At 73.2% G+C, this 24,075-nt stretch carries 23 protein-coding genes; 9 read left to right on the top strand and 14 right to left on the bottom strand.

Annotated elements, in window-relative coordinates:
* Positions 1 to 161: 161 nt before the first annotated feature.
* From ACZ69M_RS14985 to ACZ69M_RS14975, 3 genes are all read right to left on the bottom strand, one after another.
* Positions 162 to 869 carry an RES domain-containing protein gene (locus tag ACZ69M_RS14985; RefSeq protein ID WP_470049960.1) on the bottom strand — a complete coding sequence of 236 codons (708 nt, stop codon included), beginning with the start codon at positions 867 to 869 and terminating at the stop codon, positions 162 to 164.
* Positions 870 to 1,282: 413 nt separating this feature from the next.
* Entirely contained in the window at positions 1,283 to 3,721 is a 2,439-nt protein-coding gene (locus tag ACZ69M_RS14980) for a WD40 repeat domain-containing protein (RefSeq protein WP_470049958.1), read from the bottom strand.
* Positions 3,718 to 5,910, bottom strand: coding sequence for an AAA family ATPase (locus tag ACZ69M_RS14975; RefSeq protein WP_470049957.1), 2,193 nt, complete (start codon positions 5,908 to 5,910; stop codon positions 3,718 to 3,720). Before ACZ69M_RS14975 ends, ACZ69M_RS14980 begins: the two co-directional genes overlap by 4 nt.
* Between ACZ69M_RS14975 and ACZ69M_RS14970 the strand changes: the two genes are divergently transcribed.
* Both ACZ69M_RS14970 and ACZ69M_RS14965 read left to right on the top strand, forming a co-directional pair.
* Entirely contained in the window at positions 5,909 to 7,405 is a 1,497-nt protein-coding gene (locus ACZ69M_RS14970) for a lipase/acyltransferase domain-containing protein (protein WP_470049955.1), read from the top strand. The genes ACZ69M_RS14975 and ACZ69M_RS14970 overlap by 2 nt on opposite strands.
* Before the next feature lie 107 nt (positions 7,406 to 7,512).
* A complete protein-coding gene (locus ACZ69M_RS14965; RefSeq protein ID WP_470049953.1) occupies positions 7,513 to 9,039 on the top strand; it encodes a serine/threonine-protein kinase in 1,527 nt (508 codons plus the stop codon).
* A gap of 41 nt (positions 9,040 to 9,080) precedes the next feature.
* Here ACZ69M_RS14965 and ACZ69M_RS14960 read toward each other — a convergent pair whose 3' ends face one another.
* On the bottom strand, positions 9,081 to 9,632 hold the full coding sequence (locus ACZ69M_RS14960; protein WP_470049951.1) for a universal stress protein: 552 nt from the start codon (positions 9,630 to 9,632) through the stop codon (positions 9,081 to 9,083).
* A gap of 336 nt (positions 9,633 to 9,968) precedes the next feature.
* Here ACZ69M_RS14960 and ACZ69M_RS14955 point away from each other — a divergent pair, with 336 nt between their 5' ends.
* Positions 9,969 to 11,330, top strand: a complete 1,362-nt coding sequence (locus ACZ69M_RS14955; protein ID WP_352049415.1) for a cation:dicarboxylate symporter family transporter — start codon at positions 9,969 to 9,971, stop codon at positions 11,328 to 11,330.
* 94 nt (positions 11,331 to 11,424) lie between these two features.
* Here ACZ69M_RS14955 and ACZ69M_RS14950 read toward each other — a convergent pair whose 3' ends face one another.
* Together ACZ69M_RS14950 and ACZ69M_RS14945 are read right to left on the bottom strand one after the other, a co-directional pair.
* Complete coding sequence (locus ACZ69M_RS14950) at positions 11,425 to 11,931, bottom strand: hypothetical protein (protein ID WP_470049949.1); 507 nt, start codon at positions 11,929 to 11,931, stop codon at positions 11,425 to 11,427.
* Positions 11,928 to 12,500, bottom strand: a complete 573-nt coding sequence (locus ACZ69M_RS14945; RefSeq protein ID WP_470049947.1) for a SigE family RNA polymerase sigma factor — start codon at positions 12,498 to 12,500, stop codon at positions 11,928 to 11,930. Before ACZ69M_RS14945 ends, ACZ69M_RS14950 begins: the two co-directional genes overlap by 4 nt.
* 276 nt (positions 12,501 to 12,776) lie before the next feature.
* Between ACZ69M_RS14945 and ACZ69M_RS14940 the strand changes: the two genes are divergently transcribed.
* Genes ACZ69M_RS14940 through ACZ69M_RS14925 form a run of 4 tightly spaced genes read left to right on the top strand, consistent with a single transcriptional unit; the run spans position 12,777 to position 15,397 of the window.
* Positions 12,777 to 13,307, top strand: coding sequence for an SAV_915 family protein (locus tag ACZ69M_RS14940; RefSeq protein ID WP_470049945.1), 531 nt, complete (start codon positions 12,777 to 12,779; stop codon positions 13,305 to 13,307).
* The gene (locus ACZ69M_RS14935) at positions 13,307 to 13,609 is read left to right on the top strand and encodes a DUF6317 family protein (protein ID WP_075031705.1); all 303 of its coding nucleotides are present in this window, start codon (positions 13,307 to 13,309) and stop codon (positions 13,607 to 13,609) included. Before ACZ69M_RS14940 ends, ACZ69M_RS14935 begins: the two co-directional genes overlap by 1 nt.
* A complete protein-coding gene (locus ACZ69M_RS14930; protein ID WP_470049943.1) occupies positions 13,609 to 14,898 on the top strand; it encodes a WXG100 family type VII secretion target in 1,290 nt (429 codons plus the stop codon). The genes ACZ69M_RS14935 and ACZ69M_RS14930 overlap by 1 nt, the downstream gene beginning before the upstream one ends.
* Positions 14,876 to 15,397, top strand: coding sequence for a hypothetical protein (locus ACZ69M_RS14925; RefSeq protein ID WP_470049941.1), 522 nt, complete (start codon positions 14,876 to 14,878; stop codon positions 15,395 to 15,397). The genes ACZ69M_RS14930 and ACZ69M_RS14925 overlap by 23 nt, the downstream gene beginning before the upstream one ends.
* A 10-nt stretch (positions 15,398 to 15,407) precedes the next feature.
* Here the strand turns inward: ACZ69M_RS14925 and ACZ69M_RS14920 are convergent, their stop codons facing one another.
* A complete protein-coding gene (locus ACZ69M_RS14920; protein ID WP_470049939.1) occupies positions 15,408 to 16,298 on the bottom strand; it encodes a Cof-type HAD-IIB family hydrolase in 891 nt (296 codons plus the stop codon).
* An 81-nt stretch (positions 16,299 to 16,379) separates the two neighbouring features.
* Entirely contained in the window at positions 16,380 to 16,502 is a 123-nt protein-coding gene (locus ACZ69M_RS14915) for a hypothetical protein (protein ID WP_470049937.1), read from the bottom strand.
* A gap of 128 nt (positions 16,503 to 16,630) precedes the next feature.
* Between ACZ69M_RS14915 and ACZ69M_RS14910 the strand changes: the two genes are divergently transcribed.
* Positions 16,631 to 17,443 carry a L,D-transpeptidase family protein gene (locus ACZ69M_RS14910; RefSeq protein ID WP_470049935.1) on the top strand — a complete coding sequence of 271 codons (813 nt, stop codon included), beginning with the start codon at positions 16,631 to 16,633 and terminating at the stop codon, positions 17,441 to 17,443.
* Positions 17,444 to 17,467: 24 nt separating this feature from the next.
* Here the strand turns inward: ACZ69M_RS14910 and ACZ69M_RS14905 are convergent, their stop codons facing one another.
* The 3 genes from ACZ69M_RS14905 to ACZ69M_RS14895 all read right to left on the bottom strand — a co-directional run bounded on the left by ACZ69M_RS14905 (position 17,468) and on the right by ACZ69M_RS14895 (position 20,082).
* Positions 17,468 to 17,902: a hypothetical protein gene (locus ACZ69M_RS14905; protein ID WP_470049933.1), complete on the bottom strand. Its 435-nt coding sequence runs from the start codon at positions 17,900 to 17,902 to the stop codon at positions 17,468 to 17,470.
* 188 nt (positions 17,903 to 18,090) lie between these two features.
* Positions 18,091 to 18,564: a GNAT family N-acetyltransferase gene (locus ACZ69M_RS14900; protein ID WP_470049932.1), complete on the bottom strand. Its 474-nt coding sequence runs from the start codon at positions 18,562 to 18,564 to the stop codon at positions 18,091 to 18,093.
* A gap of 108 nt (positions 18,565 to 18,672) precedes the next feature.
* Positions 18,673 to 20,082: a hypothetical protein gene (locus tag ACZ69M_RS14895; protein ID WP_470049930.1), complete on the bottom strand. Its 1,410-nt coding sequence runs from the start codon at positions 20,080 to 20,082 to the stop codon at positions 18,673 to 18,675.
* Positions 20,083 to 20,195: 113 nt separating this feature from the next.
* Between ACZ69M_RS14895 and ACZ69M_RS14890 the strand changes: the two genes are divergently transcribed.
* Positions 20,196 to 21,440, top strand: coding sequence for a molybdopterin-dependent oxidoreductase (locus ACZ69M_RS14890; RefSeq protein WP_470049928.1), 1,245 nt, complete (start codon positions 20,196 to 20,198; stop codon positions 21,438 to 21,440).
* A gap of 367 nt (positions 21,441 to 21,807) precedes the next feature.
* Here the strand turns inward: ACZ69M_RS14890 and ACZ69M_RS14885 are convergent, their stop codons facing one another.
* The 3 genes from ACZ69M_RS14885 to ACZ69M_RS14875 are packed head-to-tail and all read right to left on the bottom strand — an operon-like array spanning position 21,808 to position 23,962.
* Complete coding sequence (locus tag ACZ69M_RS14885; protein WP_470049926.1) at positions 21,808 to 22,623, bottom strand: class I SAM-dependent methyltransferase; 816 nt, start codon at positions 22,621 to 22,623, stop codon at positions 21,808 to 21,810.
* A complete protein-coding gene (locus ACZ69M_RS14880) occupies positions 22,620 to 23,240 on the bottom strand; it encodes a TIGR04282 family arsenosugar biosynthesis glycosyltransferase (RefSeq protein WP_470049924.1) in 621 nt (206 codons plus the stop codon). The genes ACZ69M_RS14885 and ACZ69M_RS14880 overlap by 4 nt, the downstream gene beginning before the upstream one ends.
* The gene (locus ACZ69M_RS14875) at positions 23,237 to 23,962 is read right to left on the bottom strand and encodes a glycosyltransferase family 2 protein (RefSeq protein ID WP_470050172.1); all 726 of its coding nucleotides are present in this window, start codon (positions 23,960 to 23,962) and stop codon (positions 23,237 to 23,239) included. Before ACZ69M_RS14875 ends, ACZ69M_RS14880 begins: the two co-directional genes overlap by 4 nt.
* Between the last annotated feature and the right edge of the window lie 113 nt (positions 23,963 to 24,075).

Genomic DNA, 24,075 nt, shown 5'->3' with positions numbered 1-24,075 from the left:
AAGTGGTGCGAGGGGTTTGACCAGGGACTTTCCCCGGCGTCGCCGGTGGGTGCGGGACGGAGCACCGCTCGATCGGGCGACGCGGGTGCGGCCGAACGCCCGGGGGGCCGGCGCCGTTCGGCGGACCCGAAGACCCCGTTCAGGAGATCCGCGGGCCCCGTTCAGAAGACACGCAGGCCGTACTCCGCCGCGACCGCGCGCAGTTCGGGGGACTCCGGCTGGATGGGGCGCCGCTCGGCCTCGACGAGATCGACGTCGTGGAAGACGGCCCAGCAGGTGCGCCCGCCGTATCCGGAGCGGTAGGCGATGCCCTGGGCCAGCCGGTGGCCGGCGTCGTTGCGCTGGGCGACCGTCCAGGCCGCGATCTGCCGGGCGAGCCTGCGGTCGCGCCCGTGGATGTGCACGTCGGTGAGCGGGGGCTCGATGTCCCACGCCGCCAGCTCGCCCCGGAGTTCGCGCGCGAGGACGGCCCGGGTGGCCTCGGCGTCGACGTCGAGGAACTGGGCGTCCTTGGCGGGTTCGAGCCGGACCAGGATGTGGTCCTCGCGCCAGCCCGAGGCCAGATGGCCGAGCCTCATGTGGCTGGGCCGCTCGTCCCACTCGTGGCCGATGAGCCCGCGCAGCTTGGGGTGGACGCGGAAGGGCGCGAGCGCCTCGGCGTAACAGCCGGCCGGATCGCTGGCGCAGTACAGCATTCCGTAGGTGGCGAGGCTGAAGCGGCCCGCGCTGGAGCCCTGGCTGGTCTCGGGTTCGAGCCGGTTGTACTCCTTGGGGTGGTCCCGCTTGCCCAGCCGCCACACTCCGCGTTCCGGAGCGGGGACGAGAGACGGTAAGTGGGCTGTGGTCACCGCCGAAGGGCTGTTGTTCATCCTGGTCCTCGCTGCTGAGCCGATGGTCTGCGGCCGCTGCCGCACTGCCGGGGCGCCGCCCGGCGGGCCGAGGGGCCCGGGTTCGTACGGCCCGCGCGGCCTCCGTGCCGTGCGGAAGGTGCCGCGCGGTCCGCGCGGTCCGCACGAGGCGCGCGTCCCTGTGTCCCGCAGGTTCCCGTGCCCGTACGTTCCCGTGCCCGTACGTTCCCGTGCCCGTACGTTCCCGTGCCCGTATGTTCCGGTGGTTGTACGTGTCCCTCGCCCGCATGTTCCGCCGGAACATGCGGGCGATCATTCTCCCGTAGCGAGCGTCCCGGGATGCCCGGTTCCACGCCGTGGCGGGGGCGCGAGAGGGGGGCGCTGGGGCACACGGGAGGCGCACGCCCACGTTGGGCGGCCCGGCGGGCGCCGGATCAGCGCCCCTCCATTCGGACGTCGAACATGCATACGCCCGCGACTCCGGCCGCGAGGAGGACGGGGTGCTCGGGGCGCGGGCCGCCCCGCTGCCGGGCGTCGAGCGCGTCGAGGGTCCCGAGCGGGCTGCCCGTCACGATCCGCAGCAGGTGCGAGCCGGTGTCGGTGTCCCACAGGTGGATGGTTCCGCCGGGGCCCGTCGCCGCGAGGCAGGGGCGGCCGGTCGCGGTCCGGAAGAACGCCAGCGCGGCCACCGGCCCGTCGCCGATGTCCAGCCGCCGCCCGACCGGCCGACCGGTGCCGGGATCCCAGAGCCGGATCGTGCCGTCCTCCCCGCCGGACGCGACGAGTTCGGCACCGTCCGGCTCGTCGACGGGCACGGCGGCGACGGCGTTGACGACCCGCTGCTCGCAGTGGAGCGGCGCTCCCACGGGCCGCAGCGTGACCGGATCCCAGAGCCGTACGGTCCCGTCGGTGCCCGCCGAGACGATCCACGGACCCTGTGCCGTGTCGAGCACGGTGACGTCCCGGACGCTGAGCAGATGGTCCTCCCGGCAGGCCAGCGCACACACCCGGTCGAGGTCCCACAGGCGTACGGTGCCGTCGGCGCCCCCGGTGACCAGCAGGGTCCGCCCGTCGTGCGGGAAGGCGGCCATCGACCGCACCGGCAGGCTGTGGCCGAGGAGTCCGGCCAGCCGCGCGGGGGCGGCGTGGGCACCCCGGTCCAGGGACCACAGCTGGATTCCGGCGTCGTTGTGCGCGGTCACCAGCACGGGTTCGCCCCGGACGCGCGCCGAGGCGAAGGCGGTCACCGGGGCGTGGCCCGACGGGAAGGGGACCGGGCGACCGGTCCCGGTGTCCCACAGCGCCGTACCGGACTCGTCGGCCACGGCGATCAGCGGCGCCCCGGCGGTGGACCCCGGACCGGACAGCGCCGCCGCGGTGACGGGCCGCCGGACCGCGCGCCCGGCGCCGACGCCCGGGCCGCCCGGCTTCCAGCGCCGCAGGGTGTGGTCCGCGCCGGCCGAGACGAGGAGCTCCTGCCCGGCCGGGGCGGGGAGTTCCCGCGAGGTGCCCGGCAGGGTGGTCAGAGCCACGGGAGGAGCGGTGTGGCCTTCCAGGGGGCCGCCGACCGCCGCGCCCGTCCGCGCGTCCCAGACCCGCAGGGTGTGGTCGCTGCCCCCGGACGCCACCGCCGCCCGGCCCGCCACGGTCAGGGCGGTCAGGGCGACGACGGGCCCCGCGGGCGGAGCGGACGCGACGGCCGTCTCCCGGCCCGTCGAGGCGTCCCGGAAACCGATGTACCCCGAGTCGTCGCAGAGCGCGTACCGCCCTGGCGCCGCGAGGTCCACCAGGGCCCGTACCGCCCCCTCGTGTTCGTGCTCGTGCGTGTACCCGTCGGCCCGCCGCGGGTCCCAGACGCGCACCCGCCGGCCCTGGGCCACGGCCAGCGCCATCCCCTCCGCCCCGCCCAGACCGACCCCGCTCAGCAGGGCCGGCGCGGGATCGAGGGAGGGCAGCGGGGTGTGGACGGGCCCGAAGGTGACGGGATCCAGCGCGCCGAGACGGCCGTCGCTGTGGGCGACGAGGACGACCTCCGGGGCGTCCTTCGCCGCGAAGAGAGTGAGGGCGCTGACCCAGGTGCCGGGGCGGTGGACGGGTTCGGCGAGCAGCTGGCCCCGGGTGAGGTGCCAGACGCGCACCGAACCGTCGGTGCCCGCGGAGAGCAGCAGATCGCCCGGGAGCGGCAGCAGATGCTGGACCGCGCCGCCGTACGTGTGCAGCGGCGCCATCGCCGGTACGCCGTGCGGCTCCCACACGCGGATCGTGCCGTGGCTGTCGCCGCTGACCAGCAGGGAGCGGCCGTCGGTGGTCGTGGTGCGGGTCAGCGATTCGAGGCGGGTCTCGGAGACCGCCAGTACGTTGTCCTGCGCCGTCCAGTCGCTCCACAGCGGGGTGATGCGCGAACCGGACACCCGCGCGGCGGACGGGTCGAGCGGGGTGCGGGGGCGGGTCGCCGCGTGATGGGCCAGGTGCAGGCTCGTCAGCCGGGAGTCCGGACCGGCGCCGCCGATGAAGGGCTCGATGCGGGCCCACGCCTCCAGCCACTCCTGCCGTCGCGCCGCGCTCACGGCGTCGCTCTGCCGCAGCAGGGTGCGCACGTTCGCGCTGGACTCCCAGGGCAGTACGGCGAGCGGTACATGGGCGTCGTCGAGGACCTCGCCCCGGGCCGCGTGATGGGCCAGGTGGCGGCTGAGATAGGGGTGCGGCGGGATCGTCGGGTCCGTGGCGACGAGCCGGGCCAGCGCCTCGGCGATGAGCCGGTGCGCGTCCCTGGCGTCGGTCCACGCCTTGGAGCCGTCGGCCCACGTCTTCGAGTCGCCCGTGTGGGAGCGGCCCGGACGGGGCGCGCGGTACGGGCTGTCCGCGTCGCTCATACGGCGTCGCCCCCGGCGCCGGCCAGCAGGTCCTGGCGGGGATCCCGCAGGAGCTCGGCCAGGGCTTCGTGGGCCGGCCGGTACACCAGCCGGTCGTCCTCGTCGTCGTGGGCCAGATATCCGGCGAGCCTGCTCTTCAGCAGGTTCTCGATCATCCGGTCCGGCTCCTCGACCGGCCGTCCGAGCAGCGCCCCGGCGACGGCAGGCCACACGTCCGACCAGGGGATGCCCGCGCCCAGCGCGAACGCGGCGGCCCGCAGCAGCGCGAGGGCGACCTCCGCGGGCAGCCCCTCGTCCTCGACGAGCGCCAGATCGCGCCGGAGCAGACCGATGGTGCCCGCCTGCAGCAGGTCGAGCCAGTCGGGGTTGCCCGCCAGCGCGTCGGGGTCGGACGCGTGGTGCAGCTGCTCGCCGGCCAGCCGGGCGTCCAGGAACGACGGCCAGACCCGCTTGGCGACGGTCTCGGCCGCCTGCCGGGTGCTGTCGCCGCCGGACGTCTCGGCGCCGACCAGCGCCTGGACGTAGTCGGCGATGTCGCGCTCGCTGTCCGTCTCGTCGGTACGCAGCACGGACGCCGTGGGAAAGACCTCCCGGAGCGCGCCGAGCAGCCCCGCCTCCGGCCCCGCGGGACCGGGCGGGGCGGCGCGGTCCGCACGGGGACGGCTGCTGCGTACGCCGATCAGCAGCCGCAGGGACCGCTGCCGCTCCGGACGGCGCTGGCCGGGCAGCGCGGGGGCGGCGCCGCAGTGGGCGGTGAGCGGGGCGAGGACGTCCCTGACCACGCGGAAGGGTTCGACGGACTCGTCCAGGCCGTCGAGGACGAGCGTGACCGGGTCGCCCGGCTCGTCCAGATGGGCCAGCAGCTGGGCGCGGCGCAGTTCCACCGGATCGTCGGTCGGCCCGGCCGGGCGCGGTGGCAGTTCCAGGGCGCGCAGCAGGTCGCCGAGCACGTCGGAGGCGGTGCGGTGGCGGGCCAGTACGGCGGCGGTCACGGAGCCCTCGGGCGGGACCGTCTCGGGCGCGGCCGAGCGCAGCGCGCGGCCGTAGCGCGGGTCGTCGCGGAACAGCGGGTCGCTGAGCGTCACGGCCCGCGCCAGCACGGCCGACTTGCCGCTCCCGGCGGTTCCGGTCAGCAGCAGGACACCGCGGGGACGGCCGAGGAACGCGGTGACGGCGCGGCCCAGCCCCTCCCGACCGCTGAAGTACCAGCCGGGGTCGGTCTCCTGGGGACGGCCGCTGGCGCGGTCGAGCCAGTGGTCGACCTCGTCGGCGGGGGTGGCGACCTGGCGGCGCGCGGGTCCCACCAGTTCCCGTACGGGCCGGTAGCCGGGGTTCGGCAGACAGGGCGTCAGGGCGGTCTGGCCGCCGCCGTCCAGGACCCGCTTGAGCCGGTGCTTGCGCCGCTCGGTGTCGGTGCCGAGTTCGCTCTCGAACTCCGTCATCAGATGGGCGACGCTCAGCCAGGGCGTGGTGATCTGGGCGGTGGTGCGCAGCCGCTCCAGCACACGGCGCATCACCGAGGGGAACTGCCGTACCTGGACCAGCTGGTCGTGGGCGCAGGTGGCGACGACGTCCAGGCTGCCGCCGGTGCGCCGGCTCGGCAGGATCTCCTGGTGCAGCTTCTCCAGCTCCTCGGCGATCCCGGCCGCGTAGCAGGTGTTGATGACGACCAGGACGTGTTCGGCGCGGGAGTCGAGGGCGGCGGCGACGATCTCGCTGGTGCGGATGGCCGTGGCCAGCTGGCGCCGGGGTTCGGTCCTCGGCAACTGGAGGAAGTGGGTGCGGGAGGCGCCCAGTTGGCCGTGTCCCGTGATGAAGACGACCAGGGCGCGGCCGCGCGTCTCGCGCACCCCGGTCTCGTGCAGGAAGCGCTCGACGTCGTAGCGCTCGCGCAGTTCCGGCGCGGGGACGTGGGTGAAGGGCTCCGGTGCCCCCGGGGCGCACCACCAGTCGGCCACGACCGAGAGCTGTTCGTCGATGCCGGCGGTGAACTCCGCGTCCCCGTCGCCGTAGTCACGGACGGCGAGGGTCAACAGGGTGCGCCGCGCGGAGTCGTCGTCCACGGAGTCCTCGGCGTTCACCGACGCACGGCCCGCCGTGGCCTGCCCCGTATCGCCGGCGTCCCCCGGCTCCCCGATCCTGACAAGCCCGCCCGCCCGCCCTCGCATGGTCTCTATTGTTCCCGCCATGACCGAGTCGTCGCAGCCCAATACCGCAGGCCGCCGCCTGGACGAGCGGACCTACAGCCTCCCCGGCCTCTCCCCGAACACGACGCAGGACGCCGTCGTCGTCGTTCCCGGCATCATGGGGAGCGAGTTGTACGACACCGAGTCGGGCGAGGTCGTCTGGGGTCTCGCGAACGCCGGATGGCTGCTGAAGGCGTGGACGGCGCCCCGGGGACTGCGCGCCCTGCGCCTCACGTCCGACGAACGCGAGGGCCGCCTCGGCCGCATCCGGGCCCGGCGCCTGCTGCGCACCCCCGCCTGGAGCCCGTTTTTGCGCGGCATCGAGCCCTACAACGACCTGGTCGCGACGGTCACCCGGAGCGTGGCCGATCCGGCGGCCGTGCTGCCCTTCGCCTACGACTGGCGGCTGTCCGTCGCCACGAACGCCCGGTTCCTCGCCGAGGCGGCGCGTGAACACCTGGAACGGTGGCGGCGGCACCCCGCACACGCGCTCGCCCGGGGGCACCGGGTCGACGAACGGGAGGGGCGGCTCGTCTTCGTCGCGCACTCCATGGGCGGACTGCTCACCCTCGCCGCTCTGACCGACGGCCCCGACGGCGACCTCGCGGCGGACACCCGCGGGGTGCTCACCCTCGGTACGCCCTTCCAGGGGGCGGTGGCCGCCGCCGCGATCCTCAACACCGGGCGGGGCACGCCGGTTCCGCTGCCGCACGGCAGGCTCAGGAGGCTCGCGTACACCATGCCGGGCCTGCACGACCTGCTCCCGACGTTCCCCTGTCTCGACGAGGGCCTGAACATCCGCCGGCTCAGCCCCACGGACATCGCCGACCTGGGCGGCGACAAGGATCTGGCCGTCGACTCCCAGACCCTGCACGACGCCCTGCGCGGGCGGGCGTTGCCCGGGCACCGGGCGCTGGTGGGCATCAGCCAGCCCACCCTTCAGTCCCTGGCCCTCCGCCAGGGCGTGGTGACCGCCTCCGAGCACTGCTACCGCGAGCACAGCGACGGCGAGCTGATGCGCGACGCGACCGGCGCCCCGCGCCGCTTCGACGTGGGCGGCGACGGCACCGTGCACAAGGAGTCCGCGACCTCCCCCCTGAACCGTGCCATCGTGCCCCTCGCCCTGCAGCACGGTGCGCTGGCCCAGGGAGAGGCCGCGTTGGAGGCGGTGACCTCGTTCCTGGAGGAGGACGAGCACCTCGGTCCCCCGCAGGCCGGGGCCCGGGTCGGCGTCGAGGTCCCGGACCTCGTCGCGCCGGGCACGCCCTGGACGGTGCGGGTGCGCGGCGTCGACAGTCCCGCGGGGCTGGACTGCACGGTCGAGGAGGTCGGCGGGGCCTTCGCCGGACCCGCCCGGCTGTACGGCGACGACGACCACCTCGCGGCCCGTGTCACCGTGCCCGCGCCCGGCCTCTACCGGGTCACCCTGGACACGGGCGACCCCACTCCGCTGACCCAACTCGTCCTCGCGGCCCCTGACGAGCGGGACCCGGGCTGAGATTCCCCCGCAACCTGGGCCGACTATGGTGTCGACACGAATCGAACGCGCAAGGGTTCGAACCGGTCCGGAGCGAGCGGTCCGGAAAGAACGACAAGGGGCACGCGGTGGCGGACGAGGGGCGGCTGGTCGCCGGGCGCTACCGGCTGATCGAACAGATCGGCCGTGGCGGCATGGGCACGGTGTGGCGTGCCGAGGACGAGGTCCTCAACCGCGAGGTCGCGGTCAAGCGGCTGCATGTCCAGCGGCACCTGACCGACGACGAGCTCGTCACCCTCCACGAACGCACCCGCCGCGAGGCGCGCAGCGCCGCCCGTATCGCCCATCCCCACGTGGTCGTCGTGCACGACGTGGTGGACGACGAGGGGCTGCCCTGCATCGTCATGGAGTACGTGCCCTCCACCACCCTCGCCGCCCTGCTCACGGACGGCGGCGCGGTGCCGCCCACCGAGGCCGCCCGGATCGGCCTCGGCATGGTCGCCGCGCTGCGGGCCGCGCACGCCGCCGGGGTGCTGCACCGTGACGTCAAGCCGGGCAACGTCCTGCTCGGCGCCGACGGCCGCGTCGTCCTCACCGACTTCGGCATCGCCATGGCGACCGGCACCTCGACGCTGACCAAGACCGGCGAGATCATCGGCTCGATCGACTACATCGCGCCCGAACGGATGCGGGGCAAGAAGCCCGGACCCGCCGCGGACCTGTGGGCGCTCGGGGCGACCCTCTACCAGTCCGTCGAGGGGCGGCCGCCGTTCCGCAAGGCCACGGCCGTGGAGACGGCGTACGCCATCGCCGTCGACCCGGTCGACCCCATGAAGCAGGCCGGGCCGCTGGAACCCCTCATCGACGCGCTGCTCGCGAAGGAACCGCAGGAGCGGCCGTCTGCGCAGGAGGTGGAGCGGGTCCTGAGGGAAGTGGTGTCGGGGGTACCGACGCAGCTGACGCCCACACGTCCGGTACCGGTATCAGCGCCGAATCCGGTACCGGCACCGTCTCCGCGGACCGCGACGAGGGTGGCACCGGCGCGGGAGGACGCACCGCCCCGGGCCCGTGGGCGCCGGGTGGCTGTGTGGAGCGCGCTGGCCGTGGTGCTGGCGGCCGCTGCCGTGGCGGGCGCGTGGTCCATGACCCGGGACGGCAAGAGCGGCGGCACCCACCACAACGCCGCCGCTTCCACCTCCGCGCCGCCGGCCGTTCCCGCGGGCTACCACCTGGTCGCGGACAAGAAGCTGGGCGTCTCCTTCCCGGTCCCGGACGGCTGGAAGCGCGACAAGGCGACCTCCGAACAGGTCACCTACACCGACACAACAGGTCTCGTGGAACTCACGATCGGCATGGTCGAGCCGGCGGGCGCGAACCCCGAGTCGCACTTCACGAACATCGAGGCGAACACCAAGGTCAACTACCCCTCCTCGTACCGGAAACTGCGCATGCAGCGCACCACGTTCCAGGAGAAGCCCGCGGCCGTGTGGGAGTTCACCTTCAAGGGCCGGGTCCGGGCGTTCCGCGCCATCGACCTGGGCTTCGGGCAGGAGGGCGGCCGGGAGTACGACATCTACCTCTCGGCTCCGGACCTCAAGTGGGACAGCTTCCGCCCGGTCTTCGACACGGTCTCGGCGGGCTTCCGGGTCGGCTGAGTCCGGACGGCGGGGCCGGGACGGCGGATCGGGACGACGGTTCAGGACAGCGGGTCGGGGGACCTGCCGTCCGTCAGTTCGCTGGCGTCGAGCGGCAGACGCAGGCTGACCCGGCGGCGTACGGAGGCGAGTTCGCGGTGCAGCGGCGAGCGCGGTACGGCCAGCACCGGGCAGGCGGCGTGCGCGAGGCAGTAGCGCGCGACGGACGGGTACAGCGCCCGGCGCATCCGGCCGCGTCGCCCGCCGCCGATCACCAGGAGGTCGCCGATCCGGCCGGCGGTCCGCACCAGGGCGCGCCCCGGCCGGTCCCACACGACCAGCCCCCGGCACGGCACCCCGGGCCCGTCGGCGCCGAAGGCCGTGTCGAGGGCGGTGAGCAGCCGGTCGTCCGCCATCTGCCGGAACTCGGTCATCGGCGGCGCGAGCATCGAACTCGGGTGGGCGAGCGCGCCGCGCGGCGGTTCCCAGGCACCCACGGCCAGCAGCACGGCGCCGGTGCGGCGTGCCTCGAACGCGCCCCGGTGCAGCGCCGCCAGACTCCCCGGCGAACCGCTCACCCCCACGACGACCCGCCGCCGCTCTCCCTCGCCCATCGCTCGCTCACCCCTCGGCGTACGTCGACACGGGTATCCGCGTTCCATCGAACGCGGGCGGGAGGGCGGCGGGCCAGGGTGTTGGCATTCACCTGACGAGGTCCCGACCGTTCACGACACTTCGGCACACATCTCTGTCCTTGCCCACTTCGGAGCGACGCCTCTGAAGTGATGCCTTGAAGCAGCCGATTTGAAGCAGTTGCTTTAGAGCAACGTCCAAGATCTCGTCCGGTGACGCTCAGGGTCTTCTGTGGATCGCACTACTCCGACATAGTGACGCCCACCACGATGTGGAATCGAGTTTCCACATGGCAGAAGTTGCTCTGGAGGAATACCGTGCCACCGTCCGTACCGTCCCTGCCGCGACGCGTCGCACGCACGCTGCGCACCTCACTGTTCGCGCAGGTCGCCTGCGCGCTCGTCCTCGGCATCCTCGTCGGAAGACTGTGGCCCGACGCCGCCACCGCCGCCCAGCCGCTCGGTGACGGCTTCGTCCGCCTCATCAAGGCGATGATCGCGCCCCTGGTGTTCTGTGTGGTGGTCGTCGGCATCACCAAGGCCGGTGACCTGAAGGCCTTCGGCCGGATCGGGCTCAAGGCCCTGGTCTGGTTCGAGGTCGCGACCACGTTCGCGCTGCTCGTCGGGCTGCTCGCGGGCAATCTCGTCGCACCCGGCACCGGCATGAACGTCGACCCCTCGAAGCTGGACGCCTCGGCGGTCGACGGCAAGACCGGCGGCGGCTCGCTCCCGTCGACCAGCGAGTTCATCCTGCACGCGCTGCCCGACAGCGCGGTCGGCGCGTTCGCCGAGAACTCCCTGCTCCAAGTCCTCGTCCTCGCCTGTCTGGTGGGCGCGGCCGTGCTGCATCTCGGCCACGGCAAGGTGCCCGCGATCCTGCCCGCCGTCGAACAGGCGCAGGAGGTCGTCTTCGCGGTCGTCGGCTTCATCATGAAGCTCGCCCCGCTCGCCGTGTTCGGCGCGACGGCTCATCTGGTGGGCCAGTACGGGGTCGGCGTCATGTCCACCTACGGCAAGCTCATCGGCGTCTGTTACGCGGCCGCGCTGATCTTCCTGCTCCTGCTGGCCCTCGCCCTGAAGGCGGTCACCGGTATCAGCCTGTGGAAGTTCGTCCGTTACACCCGCGAGGAGATGCTGCTCGCGCTCGGTACCGCCTCCAGCGAGACGGTCATGCCGCGCATGATGCAGAAGCTGCGCCAGGCGGGCTGCCGCGACGACGCCGTGGGCCTGGTCCTGCCCACCGGCTACTCCTTCAACCTCGACGGCGCCTCGATCTACCTGTCGATCGGTACGTTGTTCATCGCGCAGGCGGTGGGCGTGGATCTGAGCCTGGGTCAGCAGATCACGGTCGTCCTGGTCCTCATGCTGACCAGCAAGGGCATGGCGGGTGTGCCGGGTTCCGCCTTCCTCGCTCTGTCGGCGACGGCCTCCGCCCTCGGGGTCATCCCCGTCGGAGCGGTCGCCCTCCTCCTCGGCGTGGACCGCATCATGGACTCGATGCGCGTCGCCACGAACCTGCTCGGCAACTGCGTCGCCGTCTTCGTCGTGTCCCGCTGGGAGGGTGCGCTCGACACGGAACGGGTGAAGAAGGTGCTGGACGGCGAGATCGCGTTCGTACCCGAGCAGGCGGACGGGTCCGAAGAGGACGTACCGAAGCGGGCGGCCACCGAGGTGAGCTGACTGCGGTCGGCTGTCCGCCGTCCGCCCCGGTCGTCGGAGCTCGCGACGACCGGGGCGGGGGCGGTTCGGGAAGGGGCGGTTGAAATGCCTTGGATCAGCCGGCGCAGATGGTCACGTTGATGGTGGCGCCGATGGACACGGTCTTCGGGCTGTGCGGGTCGACCGAGTGGACCGAGCCCGGCTTGCCGTTCTTGCCGCAGTCCACCTTGCTGACCGTGCCGAGCTTGAGCCGGCCCTTCAGCAGCAGTTGCTTGGCGAAGTCCAGGTCGAGGCCCGCGAACTCCAGCGGGAACTTGCTGCCCTTCAGCAGCACGTTGGTGGCGTCGTTGCCGGCCGAGGTGGTCGCGGCGGCGGGCTTCGCGGGGCTGGATCCGTTGGTGACGGCGGTGGCCAGGGCGGTGCCGCCACCGGCCACGATCAGGGCGGCGGCGAGACCCGCGATGGCCGTGACGCGCTTGCGGCGGGTCTTGCGCACGATGCCGACGGTGTCGACGGACGGCGCGTCGGCGGAGTTCGCGAATGCGTTCATGGCGTTCACCAGTTCCTCTTCGAAGGGTGTGTAACCGGTGCGGCCGGAAGGCCGTGCATCGTGTGAAGTCATCGGTTTCCTTCCGTGGGCCGCTGCGGTGAAGGGCCGGAGAGCGCGGGGAACTGGCTTCTCAGCTTCTCGATCCCACGAGCGAGCTGGGACCGTACGGTACTCGTCGAGATCTTCAGATCGGCCGCGATCTCCGCGTCCGACAGATCGTGGAAGTACCGCAGGACCACGACCGTGCGCATACGCATCGGCAGCTGCTGAAGAGCGCGAACGAGCTGGTCCCTGCTGTCTATCTGCCCGTACTCGTCCCCCGGAGCGGCCCGGTCGCCGCCGCTGTCGGGGTGCGGGGTCGTGCGGCGGAATCTTCGCCAGCGGTCGTTCGCCAGGTTCACCATGATCCGCCGCACATAGGCGTCGGGGGCGTCCTTGGCGGCGATCGTGCGCCACTTGCGGCAGGTCCGTTCCAGGGTTTCCTGGAGCAGGTCCTCCGCGGCTTCGCGGTTTCCCGTCAAGACGAGGGCGCCACGGAACAGGGCGGCCGACCGGGCGGCGACGAAAGCGGGAAAGTCCATGTCCAGCGACTCGGTCCCACCACGCTCGGCGCCCAGCTTCCACTCGGTTGCCAGATCCACACGCTCCTCCCTTCCTGTCACCCCTCCACGACGGGGAAGCCCCCTCATCTGCTGCACGGGGGAGATGAGAGCTGGGTCACAGGAGACGTATCGGTTCAGCAAGCGGTCGGTATGCGGTCGGTATGCAGGAGGCATGCTCTCGGCATGCTCTCGGCATGTACACGGCTCGGCAGCCTGACAAAGCAGGATTTGCCCTCGGGGCCGGTCGTTAGGGTGAGCCCGCCAAAACGTCCGGGCTGAACCACGCCCACGGCCAAGAGTGAAGAGGTGACGGCGGTGCGGGCGCCGATACGGTCGCACATTTCCGACTACGCCGGGACCGGGCCGGCCGAGCCGTCGACCAAGGCCGACTCCTCGGCCCTGGAACCTCGTCCGTCGAACCCGGAGCCGCGCCGTTCGCGCCTGCTCGACTACGCCGAGGCGCAGCCGCCCGTACGGCCGGACGCGGAGGCACGACAGGCCCCGAAGCCCGGCGTTCCGGCCTACCACACCCCCGTGCTCGTCCCGGCCCATCCGCGCTACGTCGACGCGCTGGACGCGTCAGGCCGCCCCACCCGCGTGCCCTTCATCGCCTACGAACTGTTCGAGCACCCCACGGACGGGACCGTGGCCCTCGCCTTCACCACGCCGGCCCGGCTGGTGGCCGCGCTCGGCGAGGCCCAGCCGTGGGTCGCCACGTCGATCGGGCCGCTGGCCGAGGGAGTGCGCGAGCACGGAGTCACCGTCCGCGTCGACCCGCGCGTCGCGCCCGGACACCACAACTGGCAGCCGGACGATCTGGCCGCCTACGCACGGGAGGTGCGCTGATGCCGCCCGACTTCAAGGCGGTCCTGAGCGACCTCACCTCGATGTCCAAGACCTTCCACGACGAGGCCACCCACTACCGGAACCTGCACGACCAGGTCGCCCCGCCCGTCGTCAGCGGCGGTGACAGCGGCCTCGACCACGCCATCAAGGAGGTCGCCGACCTCATCGTCGCCCTGCACACCGGCTTCGCCGACCGGCTGGACGACCACGGCGACAAGGTGACGTACGCCCGCGACTCGTTCCAGCGGCACGACATCGACGTACACGGTCTGTTCGAGGACCTCATGGTGGGGGACGGCTGATGAGCGACAGCTGGGTCGGCGGCGACATCGGTGGACTGCGCACGATGGCCGAGACGTACAAGAACGCCAGGAAGCAGCTCGAGGACGTCGTCCGTCCGCTCAGCAGCGCGGTCGAGGAGCTGGTCGGCGACGCGAGCTGGAAGGGCGACGCGGCCGAGGCCTTCCGCGCCACCTGGAGCGAGGACGCCCTCACCGCGGGCGCCTTCGCGGGCCTCGTCCACGACGCGGGCGACATTCTCGACACCCTCGTCGGTGCGCTGTCCGCGTGCGAGACCGCCCTGCAGAACGCCGAGCACATCGCCGTGAAGAAGGGCGTACCCATGGGCGCCCAGGGCGCCCCGCTCCAGTTCGTCACGTCCGACCCGCCGAGCGCCGACGAACAGCGGACGATCTCGGCGTTCGGCGAGTACGACAAGGTGCGCACGGAGATCCTGCATACGGCGCAGCACGCGAGGCTGGTCGCGGCGGACAAGTTGCGGGGGTTGTACGCACAGGTCACCGCGGCGGTGTCACCGGGCGACAAGATCACCCTGGCCGACATGCTGCGGGGTCTGTACGCGTACGACGCCGAGGACGCCCGAGCCGGCGGCAAGGAGGCCCGCACACTGATCGACGGTGCCAGGGAGGAGGAGCGGGCGGCCAAGAAGGAACTCCGCGCCGAGCGCAAGGCCTTCCAGAAGGCAGGCCGCGCACTGCCCAAGGACCTCCCCGCCAAGAGCGCCTACCGCGACGCGATGACGAGGGTCGACTCGCTGGAAGAGGACATCGCCCGCGCCGACCACGGCAGCACCCAGCTCCCCTACGACCGGGCCCTCAACATCAAACTGGCTGACGCCGCGGCGGCGCTGCGCGCGGGCGAGGGCGTCGACAAGCTGCCCGACTTCCTCAAGGAGATCCCGGTCCTGGACGTCGCCGCGGCCGGCGCCTGCGGGATCCTCGAAGCCTCCGACGACCACGACAAGGGCTGGTCCTGGCAGCACTCCGTCACGGTCGACGGTGGCGCCAACCTGGCCGGCCTGGCGGCCGGTACGGCCATCACGGCGGGCCTGGTGGCGGCCGCGCCCTTCGAGGCACCCGCGATCGTGGTGGCCGGGGTCGGCGGCGCGGTGGTGGTCGGCGCGACCGGGGTCATCGACCACGCCTTCCACGAGCACTGGAGCGAGGACATCCACGACCACGGCGTCGTCGGCGGGGTGCTGCACGGCACCGGCCATGTCTTCACCGAGACCGGGCACGATTTCGTACGACTGAAGGATGACGTCTGGCATGGCATCAAGAGCCTCTTCTGAAGCCCCGGCCTCCGGAACTCCCGCCCGCGTCCCGTCCCTGCCGGGGCTCGGCACCACCTGGTACGAGCGTGGTGCGCGCTACTGGCTGCGCCGCGTCTCCGGAGCCGTCCTCTGGTTCGCCGTGCTGGCCTTCGCCTGCTCCATCGCGCTCGTGCTCTACCGGTCGTTCCGCGGCGACCTGCCGTCAGGCGTGCGCACGGTGTGGGACTGGGCGCAGGTGGCCGCCTCCTGTGTGGCCTTGGTCTGGGGGTGGGTGGTGCAGCGCAGGGGCCACCGCAGGGAACTCCTGGACCCGCCGACCCCCAGCGAGGCCCGCGGCCGCAAACGTGACCGGACCCGCCGCTCCACGGGGCTCGCCCTCGCCGGCCGCATCGTCTTCCTGATCGCGGCGCCCGTCCTGCCGGCCCTGCTCGCGTACGCCGTCGGCTGGGTCCTCGCCGCGTTCACCGTCCGCGAGTACCCCAGCGAGGTCGGTGCGCGGCGGGTGGTGGAGGGCTGATCGGCCGCGGTCACATGGGGGGCAGGTGGAGCAGGCGGGTGATGGTGCGCAGGACGCCGTTCTCGTTGTTGGACGGGGCGAGGTGGCGGGCCCGGTCGATGATGGCGGGGTGGGCGTTGGCCATGGCGAAGGACCACTCGGCGGTGTCGAGCATTTCGAGGTCGTTGAGGTAGTCGCCGAACACCATCGTCTGGGCGGGTGTGATGCCCAGGTCGTCCTGGAGACGGCGTACGGCGGCGCCCTTGTCGGCGGTGACGTTCATGATGTCGACCCAGTGTTCGCCGGAGACGACGACCTGGTGGGTCGAGGTGAAGGGCCGCAGGGCCGGGGCGGTGGTCCGCTCCACCGGTCCGAAGTCGAAGAGGGCGACCTTGAGGATCTCGTCGTCGACGGCGGTCGCGTCGGGGACGGGCTGGAGCCGGGTGTAGTACTGCCGGGCCTCGGCCAGGAACGCTTCGTCGGTCCGTTCGACGTAGGCGGACCGCTTGCCGCAGACCACCGCGCCGACGTCCACGCCCTCGGCCCGCAGCCCCCGCGTCGTGGTGACGATGCGCGCGGCGACGGACGGGTCCAGCGGGTCGGAGCTGAGCTCCACGCCGTCCCGTACGACATAGGTGCCGTTCTCGGCGATGAACACCATGCCCTGCCCCGCGTCGGCGAACTCCTTGGCCAGGGTGGCGTACTGACGGCCGCTCGCCGGGCAGAAGAGCACGTCCCGTCGACGCAGCTCGGCCAGGAGCGACCACAAGCCGTCGGGTATGCGCTTGGCGTCGTCCAGGAGCGTGCCGTCCATGTCGGTGACGATGAGCCGGATGTCGGCGGGGCCCTCCGCGGGCTGGGGCGCGGTGACGGTCAGGGGGGTGGTCGCGGGGGTGGCGGTTGCGGGGTGAGAGAGGGGCATGTTCTTTCCTGTGGCGGAGATTGCGGGGCGACGCGCGGCAGTGGGCGTGCGGGGCTGCTTGGGGAGTGGCCTTCGGGCGGTTCAGCCGGGGTCGCCGAGCACCCCGGCTTCGGCCGGTGGCGGCGGCGGTGGGGCCGGTGTGTTCACGGCGTCCCGTACGGGTTCCGGCAGGGCGGCGCCGGCCGTCGCTTGGCGGATCTCCATTTCCGCCACCCTACCCGGGGGATATGAGCAAGGACTTTTGTCTCGCCAAAAGCCTCATTCCGGGCACGCCCGCGCTCGCCTGAGCGGAGCTGACCAGTTCCTCACAAGTCACCCCCAGGCTGACGATCATGGCTTCCTTCACCTGTCGCCCGGCCTCCCCCCGACGCCGTCTCCGTACGCCGTTGACCGCCGCCGGAGCCCTGGTCGTCCTGTCCGTCACGCTCGCCGGATGCGGAAGCACCGGCGCCGAACCGGCCGGCGGTGCCCGGGAGTCGACCGGCGCCCCCGGTACGACGCAGGCCAGACCCGGGCGGCCCGCACCGGACGGCGCGGAGTCCGCCGCGCCGGTCGTGCCGGCGCGGCTGGCGGGTGTCGGCCCCGGGACGCTGGCCGGGATACCCGGGAACGCGCGGCAGGTCGTCCTGGTCACCGGCCGGGGCAGGGACTCCCCGCTGTCACAGGTGGCGCTGTACCGGCGTACGGGCGCGGGCTGGGAGCGGGGAGCGACCTGGCCGGCCCACAACGCCCTCAAGGGCTGGACGGACGACCATCACGCCGGTGATCTCCGCTCGCCCATCGGCGTGTTCACCCTCACCGACGCGGGCGGACTCCGGCCCGATCCCGGTACGAAGCTGCCCTACGACCGGTCGGTCGGGTTCACCATCGCCGGCACGGGCTTCGAGGGGGAGTCGCTGGCCGGCTCCTTCGACTACGTCGTCGCGATCAACTACAACCACGCGCCGGGCACTTCCCCCCTCGACTGGACCCGCCCGCTCGGCGCGGCCAAGGGCGGCGGCATCTGGCTGCACGTCGACCACGGGGGCCCCACGCACGGCTGTGTGAGCCTGGCCGAGGAGCACATGAGGGAACTGATGCGCACGCTGGATCCCGCCCGGCACCCGGTGATCGTCATGGGTGACGCCACGTCCCTCGCCCGCTGACGTCCTCCGGCCCCGGGGAGCTGGTCAGCGCACTCCGCCGCCGAGGAGGCCCGTGACCGCCCCGACCACCGGCGACAGCAGGCCGGTCACCGTGCCCAGCGCTCCCGTCAGGGCTTTGACCAGCCCGTCGACCGTCGTCTGGAGCTGGGCGAGGAGATCCGCGACCGGATCGGCAACGGCGGGCGTGGCGGAGGCCCGCTCCTTCAGCCGCCGTTCGAGAGACGCGTTCGCCGTCTCCAGAGCGCGCGCGAAACCGGCGGCCTCGGCCGCGTCGAGACGGCAGCCCCGTTCGGCGACGGCGGACAGTACGTCCAGCATCGGGTGGAACACGGCGTCGTGGTCGGCGGCGCCGACCGGGCCGCGGACCGGCGCGGCGCGGCCCAGGGGCGGCAGGAGGATTCCGTGGGATCGGGATATGACGGATCGGGATGGGCGGGATCGGGATATGGGGGCACGCATACGTGGTCCTTTCGGCGGCTGCCTCTCCTGACGGCTGCTTCTGCTTGGGCCCACCGTGAGATCCACGACCCCCCGCCGCAACCGGCCCCCCGCCCCCGCCGGGCCCCCGCTCCTTCCGCGGTACGGCACTGAACAGCGCGTTTCCCCTCGATGCACCGCGACCGTCCCGGCCCGTCGCCGTTCGGCTGTCAGGGGAGGCGAGGGGGGCGAGGCCGGTAGGTGAAGGTGTCGAGGGGCCAGTCGGCGGTCAGCCAGGCCGTGACGGCCTCGTGGAGGGGCGCGTCCAGGTGGGCCCGGTCCGCTCGGACCCAGGAGCTCACGTCGGTGCCGTGGGCGTGGTCGCGGGACGGGTAGATGTAGACGCACCCGATCACCTCGCCACTCACGGTGTCGAGGACGGTGTAGGTGAATCCGCGTCTGCGAGCGAAGTCGTCCGCGTGCCGTCGCAGATCGGCGAGGTTCGCCTCCAGGGTCATTCCGTCCGCGGGGGGCCATTGCCCGTCCTCGAAGCCCGGGGTCGCACGGATGTGTTCGACGCTGCCGGACCAGGCGGTGTGGTCGGAGGCGTTGTGCCGAGGTCCCAGGGGTTCCAGACGGAAGTGCGGGGTGATCAGTTCGGTGGGGACGGCGAAGTCGTCGGGGACGAGGAGGTGGTCGGTCATGCGGGGGAGGCTATGACGCCCGGCCGCGGATCGCAGCTGGATTGAACTCGGTCCCTGCCGCGTCGATCGCGGTCCCCGCAGCATGGGTCACGGTCCTCGCTCCCGGTGTCACCAGCCGGTCAGCAGCAGGTGGTTGAGGAGCAGGGCCAGGGTGGCCTGGGCGGTCAGCCAGGCGCGGGGACGGGGCAGGAACGCGCAGGTCGGCAGGAGCCACATCGCGAACGGCAGCCAGATCCGTTCCGTCTCCGCCTTGCTCATGCCGGAGAGGTCGGCGGCCAGGAGGGCGAGCAGGGCGGCGAGCGCGAGGAGGGCGAGGCGCGGCTCGGGGGAGAGGGCGTGCGGGCGGCGGACGGCGCGGGGGCCTTCGCGCAGGGCGGTCGCGACCGTTCGGCGCAGGCCCGCCACCGTCGCCGGGCCCACGATCAGCGCCGTACAGGCGAGATTCGCCCAGACCCAGTAGCCGTACGGCCGTACGCCGCCGACGCCTTCGTAGTAGCGGATGACCAACAGGCGGTACGCCTCCCACCAGTTGAAGCCGAGCAGCGTGAACAGGAGGGGGACGAGGACCAGTCCGGCGAGGACGTACGGGAGGGGGCGCAGTCGGCGGGAGCCGAGCAGCAGGACGGCGGCGGCGATCACGGCGAACAGCGTCAGGCCGTACGAGAGGTACGCGGTGAGGCCGAGGAGGAGCCCGGCGGCGAGGCCCGTCGCCCGGGGCCGGGGTCCGGTGACCGCGAGGGCGAGGAGAGCGAGGGCCCAGGCGGCGACCGCGGCGAAGTAGCCGTCGGCGGAGGCGCCCACCCATACGGCGGCCGGGGCGAGGACCAGGAAGGGGGCGGCGCGGCGGGCGAGCTCCTCGGCGGCCAGCGCCCGTACGGCGACCAGGACCGCGGCCGGCGCCGCCGCCCCGGCCACGATGCACCAGACGCCCGCCCAGCCGCCGCCGCCCAGCCCGACCCGGTCGAGGAGCACGAAAGTGACGGTGGCCCCCGGCGGGTGGCCGGCGATGTGCGCGGGCCAGGGGGCGGGGGAGTGACTGACGATGTGGTGGGTGAAGTCCCGCAGGGTGGCGGGGATGTCGTGGAAGCGGTCGATGACCGTGAGGTACTCGTTCGTGGCCGTCAGCCGCCCGGCGATCCCCCGCTGCCACCCGTCGACCAGCGCGAGGGAGAACGTCCAGGCGGTGGCGGTGCCCCAGGACGCCCACAGCAGCGCCCGCCACGGCAGCCGCGTGGCGAGGATCGGCCCGTAGGCGATGACCGCGACGGCCACGGCGAGCGCGGCCGGGGTGCCGGGGCCGAGGTGCGGCTCCCACTGGGCGAACAGGGGAGGCCAGCGGACGAAGAGCGAGTGGTGGCGGTGTTGGATCGACGTGCCGACGAGCGCGGCCGCCGTGACGAGCAGGGCGGCGGCCAGGACGGCGGTCAGGTCGAGGAGCGGATCGCGGCGCCGGTCGTGGCGCCGGTCGAGCGTCGGGGAAAGGTCCTGAGGGAGGTCCTGGGGAAGATCGCGGTTCACATGCGCACGCTAGGCCGCGGACCGGCCGCCGGCGCCGCCACAGGAGTGGACGTCAGAGTTTCGTCATGGTTCGCGGACCCGTTCGGGGGGTGTCGCGGTCCTACGGTCGAGGCATGCCACGGTCTCCCTCCTCCCCCGCGTTCTGGCGCAGCCCACTGCGCGGCCCCTGGTTCACCTCGGTGCTCGGCGTCGTCCTGCTCGGCGGCATCACCGTGATGTTCGTGACGGGTCTCGTGTCGTACGCCGCCTACAACCCGGACCTGTCACCGGTGAACGACATGACCCCGGACAAGGGTCTGCTCGGCTTCTACCTCTTCTCCTGGCCGACGAACCCGTCCTGGCTCTACCGCCTCACCCAGGGCGTCCACGTCACGCTCGGGATCACGCTGATCCCCGTACTGCTGGCGAAGCTGTGGTCGGTCGTGCCGAAACTGTTCACGCTGCCGCCGGTGCGGTCGCTCGCGCACGGGCTGGAGCGGATCTCGCTGCTCCTGCTGGTCGGGGGCGCCCTGTTCGAGTTCACGACGGGTGTGCTGAACGTCCAGCTCGACTACATCTTCCCCGGCTCCTTCTATCCGCTGCACTTCTACGGGGCCTGGGTGTTCTTCGCCGCGTTCGTGGCACACGCCGTGCTGCGGGTGCCCATGGCGCTGCGCAATCTGCGTCATCTCCGCGACGAGGATCAACGTCCGCAGCCGGATGATGAGTTGGTGGCACCGGATCCCGACCCGCCCACCGTCTCGCGGCGCGGCGCTCTCGGGTTCGTGGGCGGGGGATCGCTGGTGCTGTTCGCCACGACGGCCGGGCACAGCTTCGACGCGCCGCTGCGCGAGACGGCCGTGCTCGCCCCGCACGGCGGCCCCGAACCAGGCAGCGGTCCGGGCGGCTTCCAGATCAACAAGACGGCCGAGGCCGTCGGCATCGACATGCGGGAGACGACGGGTGAGGTGTGGCGGCTGGTCGTCGAGGGGCGCGGGCGCACGGTCCGGCTGAGCCGGGACGAGCTGCTGAAACTCCCGCTCCACAGCGCCGCGTTGCCCATTGCCTGCGTGGAGGGCTGGTCGACGTCCGACCAGTGGTGGCGGGGGGTGCGGCTGCGGGACCTCGCGGCGCTGGTGGGCTACGAGGAGGGTGCGGCGCCCGATGTGCTGGTGGAGTCGTTGCAGCGGCACGGGGCCTTCCGGCACGGGGCCCTGCGCTACAACCAGGTGCGCGACCCACGTTCCCTGCTGGCCCTGTTCGCCAACGGCGAGGACCTGACCCCCGACCACGGCTATCCCGCGCGGATCATCGTCCCCGCGGCGCCCGGCGTGCTCAACACCAAGTGGGTGGCCCGGATGACGTTCGGAGAACTGTGATGCGACGACCTGTGATGCGCCGGCCCGCGATGGGGCGACCTGGGATGCGGCGGCCGTTCGGGAAGCCCGTTCTGGGCAGTCCGCTGCAGATCCTGCTGCTGGCCTGTTCGTTCGCGCTCGCCGGGTACGCCGGGGTGCGGCTGCTCGCGGGGGACTGGTTCGGGGTGGCGCTGTGGTTCGTGGGCGCGGCGATCCTGCACGACCTGGTGCTCGTTCCGTTGTACGCGGGGGCTGACCGGGCCGTGGCGAGGGGCCTCGGCGCGGTCGGCCGCCGGGAGTGGACGCTCTACGTCCGGTTCCCGGCCGCGTTCTCGGCGCTTCTGCTGCTGATGTGGTTTCCGCTGATCAGTGGGCAGATGGCGGAGCACTACCGGTTGGCCACCGGGCTCTCGGGCGACGGCTTCCTGACTCGCTGGCTGTTGATCACGGCGGTGCTGTTCGGGGGTTCGGCCGTGCTGCTCGTGCTGCGCTCGCGGAGGTCGGCACGGTCGGAGCGGTTGCGCAGGGCGACGAAGGAGCGGCCCCCGGCCGCCCACTGAGCGTCTCGGTGCCAGCCCGCCCGGCGGGCGTGCCGCAGGAGGGCGGGGGTGCCGAGGCGGGCCCACGGGAAGGCCGGCCCCGCCGTGCTCCGGGGGTCGGCGGCCCGGACGATGTGGACGCTGACCCGTTCGTCGACGTCCACGTCCGCGAGGGTCTCGACGATCAACAGTCCGCCAGGGGTGAGGAGTTGGGCCATCCGGTGGAGCAGGGCCGCCGGGTCGCCGCCGATGCCGACGTTGCCGTCGAGGAGGAGCGCGGTGTCCCACCGGCCCTCACCGGGGAGTGGCTCGAACACGGAGCGCCGCAGGGCCTGCCCGCCGAGCCGGGCGGTGTGCGCGACGGCCGCCTCGCTGACGTCGATGCCGAGCGCGGGCCGGCCCAGGGCGGCGAGTTCGGCGACGAGCCGCCCCGGCCCGCAGCCCACGTCGAGCACGGTCCCCTCGCAGCGCGCGAGCACCGTCAGGTCCACCGCGTCGGCCCGTGCGCACCAGCGCTCCACCTCCAGGGGCAGCAGCCAGCCGTCGGTGCGCCGGAGGAAGAGCGGGCCCCGGCCGCTGACCAGGGCGTCCGAGTAGGGGTCGGCCGACCAGGGGCGCGCGCCGGGCACCCCCGGTGGTGTCGTCGTCCCGTGCGCGGTGCTCATCGTCCGGTGGCCGTCCGCAGACGTCCGAGCTCGGCGGCGAAGCGGCTGCCGGGCGGCGCGAGGGCGGCGACCGCCTCCGCGTCGGCGGCCGTGTCGACGTCCCGGAGGCGGGGCAGGTCGCGCACGCGCAGCCCGGCGGCGACGAGCCGCTCCCGCTGCACCGCACCCGTCGTGGGCGTCGACATCGGCACGCCCCGCAGAAGCTCCGGGTCGGGGGCGGCGAGCCCGAGGGCCCAGAAGCCGCCGTCCTCGGCCGGGCCGAAGTACGCGTCGCAGCCGGCGAAGTCCACGCCGAGGAGCGCGGGCGTCACCTGCGGGGTGTCCATGCCGATGAGCAGCGCGGGCCCGGCGCAGCCCGCGAAGGCGGCGGCCAGCCGTTCGTCGAGGCCGCCCGCGCACTGCGGTACGACGTCGAAGCCGGCCGGCAGCCAGTCGCCGGCCGCTCCGTCGAGCACGAGCACCCGGCGCCGTGCCGGGGTCGCCGCCACCGCGCGCAGGGTGTCCGCGAGGGACGCCTCGGCGAGCAGCGCCGCCTCCCGGGGCGTGAAGGGCGGGGTGAGGCGGGTCTTGACCCGCCCGGGGCGCGGTTCCTTGGCGATGACGAGGAGCGTCGTCACTGGCTGGTTCCTCCCTGGGAGCGGGAATCCGTGGAGGCGAGGGAAGGGGTGCGGGCGGCGTGGGCGTGGCGCGACGGCGCGGGCGGCTCGGCGAGGACGCGGCGCATGTCCCGTACCGCCTGCCAGGTGCCGCGCCAGGTGCCGGTGACCTTGGAGGCGCCGGTGCGCGGCAGATACGGCACGTCGTGCTCGGTGACGCGCCAGCCGGCGTCGGCGGCGCGCACGACCATCTGGAGCGGGTAGCCGCTGCGGCGGTCGGTGAGACCGAGGGCGAGCAGCGGTTCGCGGCGGACGGCACGCAGGGGGCCGAGGTCGTGCAGGCGCAGTCCGGTGCGGCGGCGGAGCATCCGGGCGAGGGCGAGGTTGCCCGCCCGGGCGTGCGCGGGCCAGGCACCCCGGCCCTGCGGGCGGCGCCGCCCGAGCACGAGGTCCGCCCTCCCATTCTGGACCTCGTGGACGAAGGCCACGAGTTGGGCGGGGTCGAGCGAGGCGTCGCAGTCGCAGAAGCACACGATGTCGGCGGTGGCGGCTCGCAGACCGGCGTGGCAGGCGGCGCCGAACCCGCGGCGCGTCTCGCGCACGACGGTCGCGCCGAGGCCGCGGGCCAGTTCCGCCGAGCCGTCCGTGGAACCGTTGTCCACGACCAGCGCGCGCCACCCGACGGGGACGCGGGCGAGGACCCAGGGGAGGGCCTCGGCCTCGTTCAGACAGGGGAGGATCACGTCGACCGGACAGGGGAGGACCGCGTCGGCCGGAGAGGGGAGGACCGCGTCGACGGGCGCCGGGTCCGTGTCCGGGGCCTTGTCCGGCTCGGGTTGGGGAGAGGTCGTCACGG

The sequence above is a fragment of the Streptomyces sp. NPDC107454 genome, assembly GCF_055582885.1.
Note: the sequence above shows the minus strand (reverse complement) of the source record. Positions and strands in the feature narration are given on the sequence as shown.

Coding starts and splice junctions, on each gene's coding strand:
- ACZ69M_RS14985 (WP_470049960.1), bottom strand. CDS start 869: ATGAACAACAGCCCTTCGGCGGTGACCACAGCCCACTTACCGTCTCTC.
- ACZ69M_RS14980 (WP_470049958.1), bottom strand. CDS start 3,721: ATGAGCGACGCGGACAGCCCGTACCGCGCGCCCCGTCCGGGCCGCTCC.
- ACZ69M_RS14970 (WP_470049955.1), top strand. CDS start 5,909: ATGACCGAGTCGTCGCAGCCCAATACCGCAGGCCGCCGCCTGGACGAG.
- ACZ69M_RS14975 (WP_470049957.1), bottom strand. CDS start 5,910: ATGGCGGGAACAATAGAGACCATGCGAGGGCGGGCGGGCGGGCTTGTC.
- ACZ69M_RS14960 (WP_470049951.1), bottom strand. CDS start 9,632: ATGGGCGAGGGAGAGCGGCGGCGGGTCGTCGTGGGGGTGAGCGGTTCG.
- ACZ69M_RS14950 (WP_470049949.1), bottom strand. CDS start 11,931: ATGACTTCACACGATGCACGGCCTTCCGGCCGCACCGGTTACACACCC.
- ACZ69M_RS14935 (WP_075031705.1), top strand. CDS start 13,307: ATGCCGCCCGACTTCAAGGCGGTCCTGAGCGACCTCACCTCGATGTCC.
- ACZ69M_RS14930 (WP_470049943.1), top strand. CDS start 13,609: ATGAGCGACAGCTGGGTCGGCGGCGACATCGGTGGACTGCGCACGATG.
- ACZ69M_RS14925 (WP_470049941.1), top strand. CDS start 14,876: ATGGCATCAAGAGCCTCTTCTGAAGCCCCGGCCTCCGGAACTCCCGCC.
- ACZ69M_RS14920 (WP_470049939.1), bottom strand. CDS start 16,298: ATGCCCCTCTCTCACCCCGCAACCGCCACCCCCGCGACCACCCCCCTG.
- ACZ69M_RS14915 (WP_470049937.1), bottom strand. CDS start 16,502: ATGGAGATCCGCCAAGCGACGGCCGGCGCCGCCCTGCCGGAACCCGTA.
- ACZ69M_RS14910 (WP_470049935.1), top strand. CDS start 16,631: ATGGCTTCCTTCACCTGTCGCCCGGCCTCCCCCCGACGCCGTCTCCGT.
- ACZ69M_RS14905 (WP_470049933.1), bottom strand. CDS start 17,902: ATGCGTGCCCCCATATCCCGATCCCGCCCATCCCGATCCGTCATATCC.
- ACZ69M_RS14900 (WP_470049932.1), bottom strand. CDS start 18,564: ATGACCGACCACCTCCTCGTCCCCGACGACTTCGCCGTCCCCACCGAA.
- ACZ69M_RS14890 (WP_470049928.1), top strand. CDS start 20,196: ATGCCACGGTCTCCCTCCTCCCCCGCGTTCTGGCGCAGCCCACTGCGC.
- ACZ69M_RS14885 (WP_470049926.1), bottom strand. CDS start 22,623: ATGAGCACCGCGCACGGGACGACGACACCACCGGGGGTGCCCGGCGCG.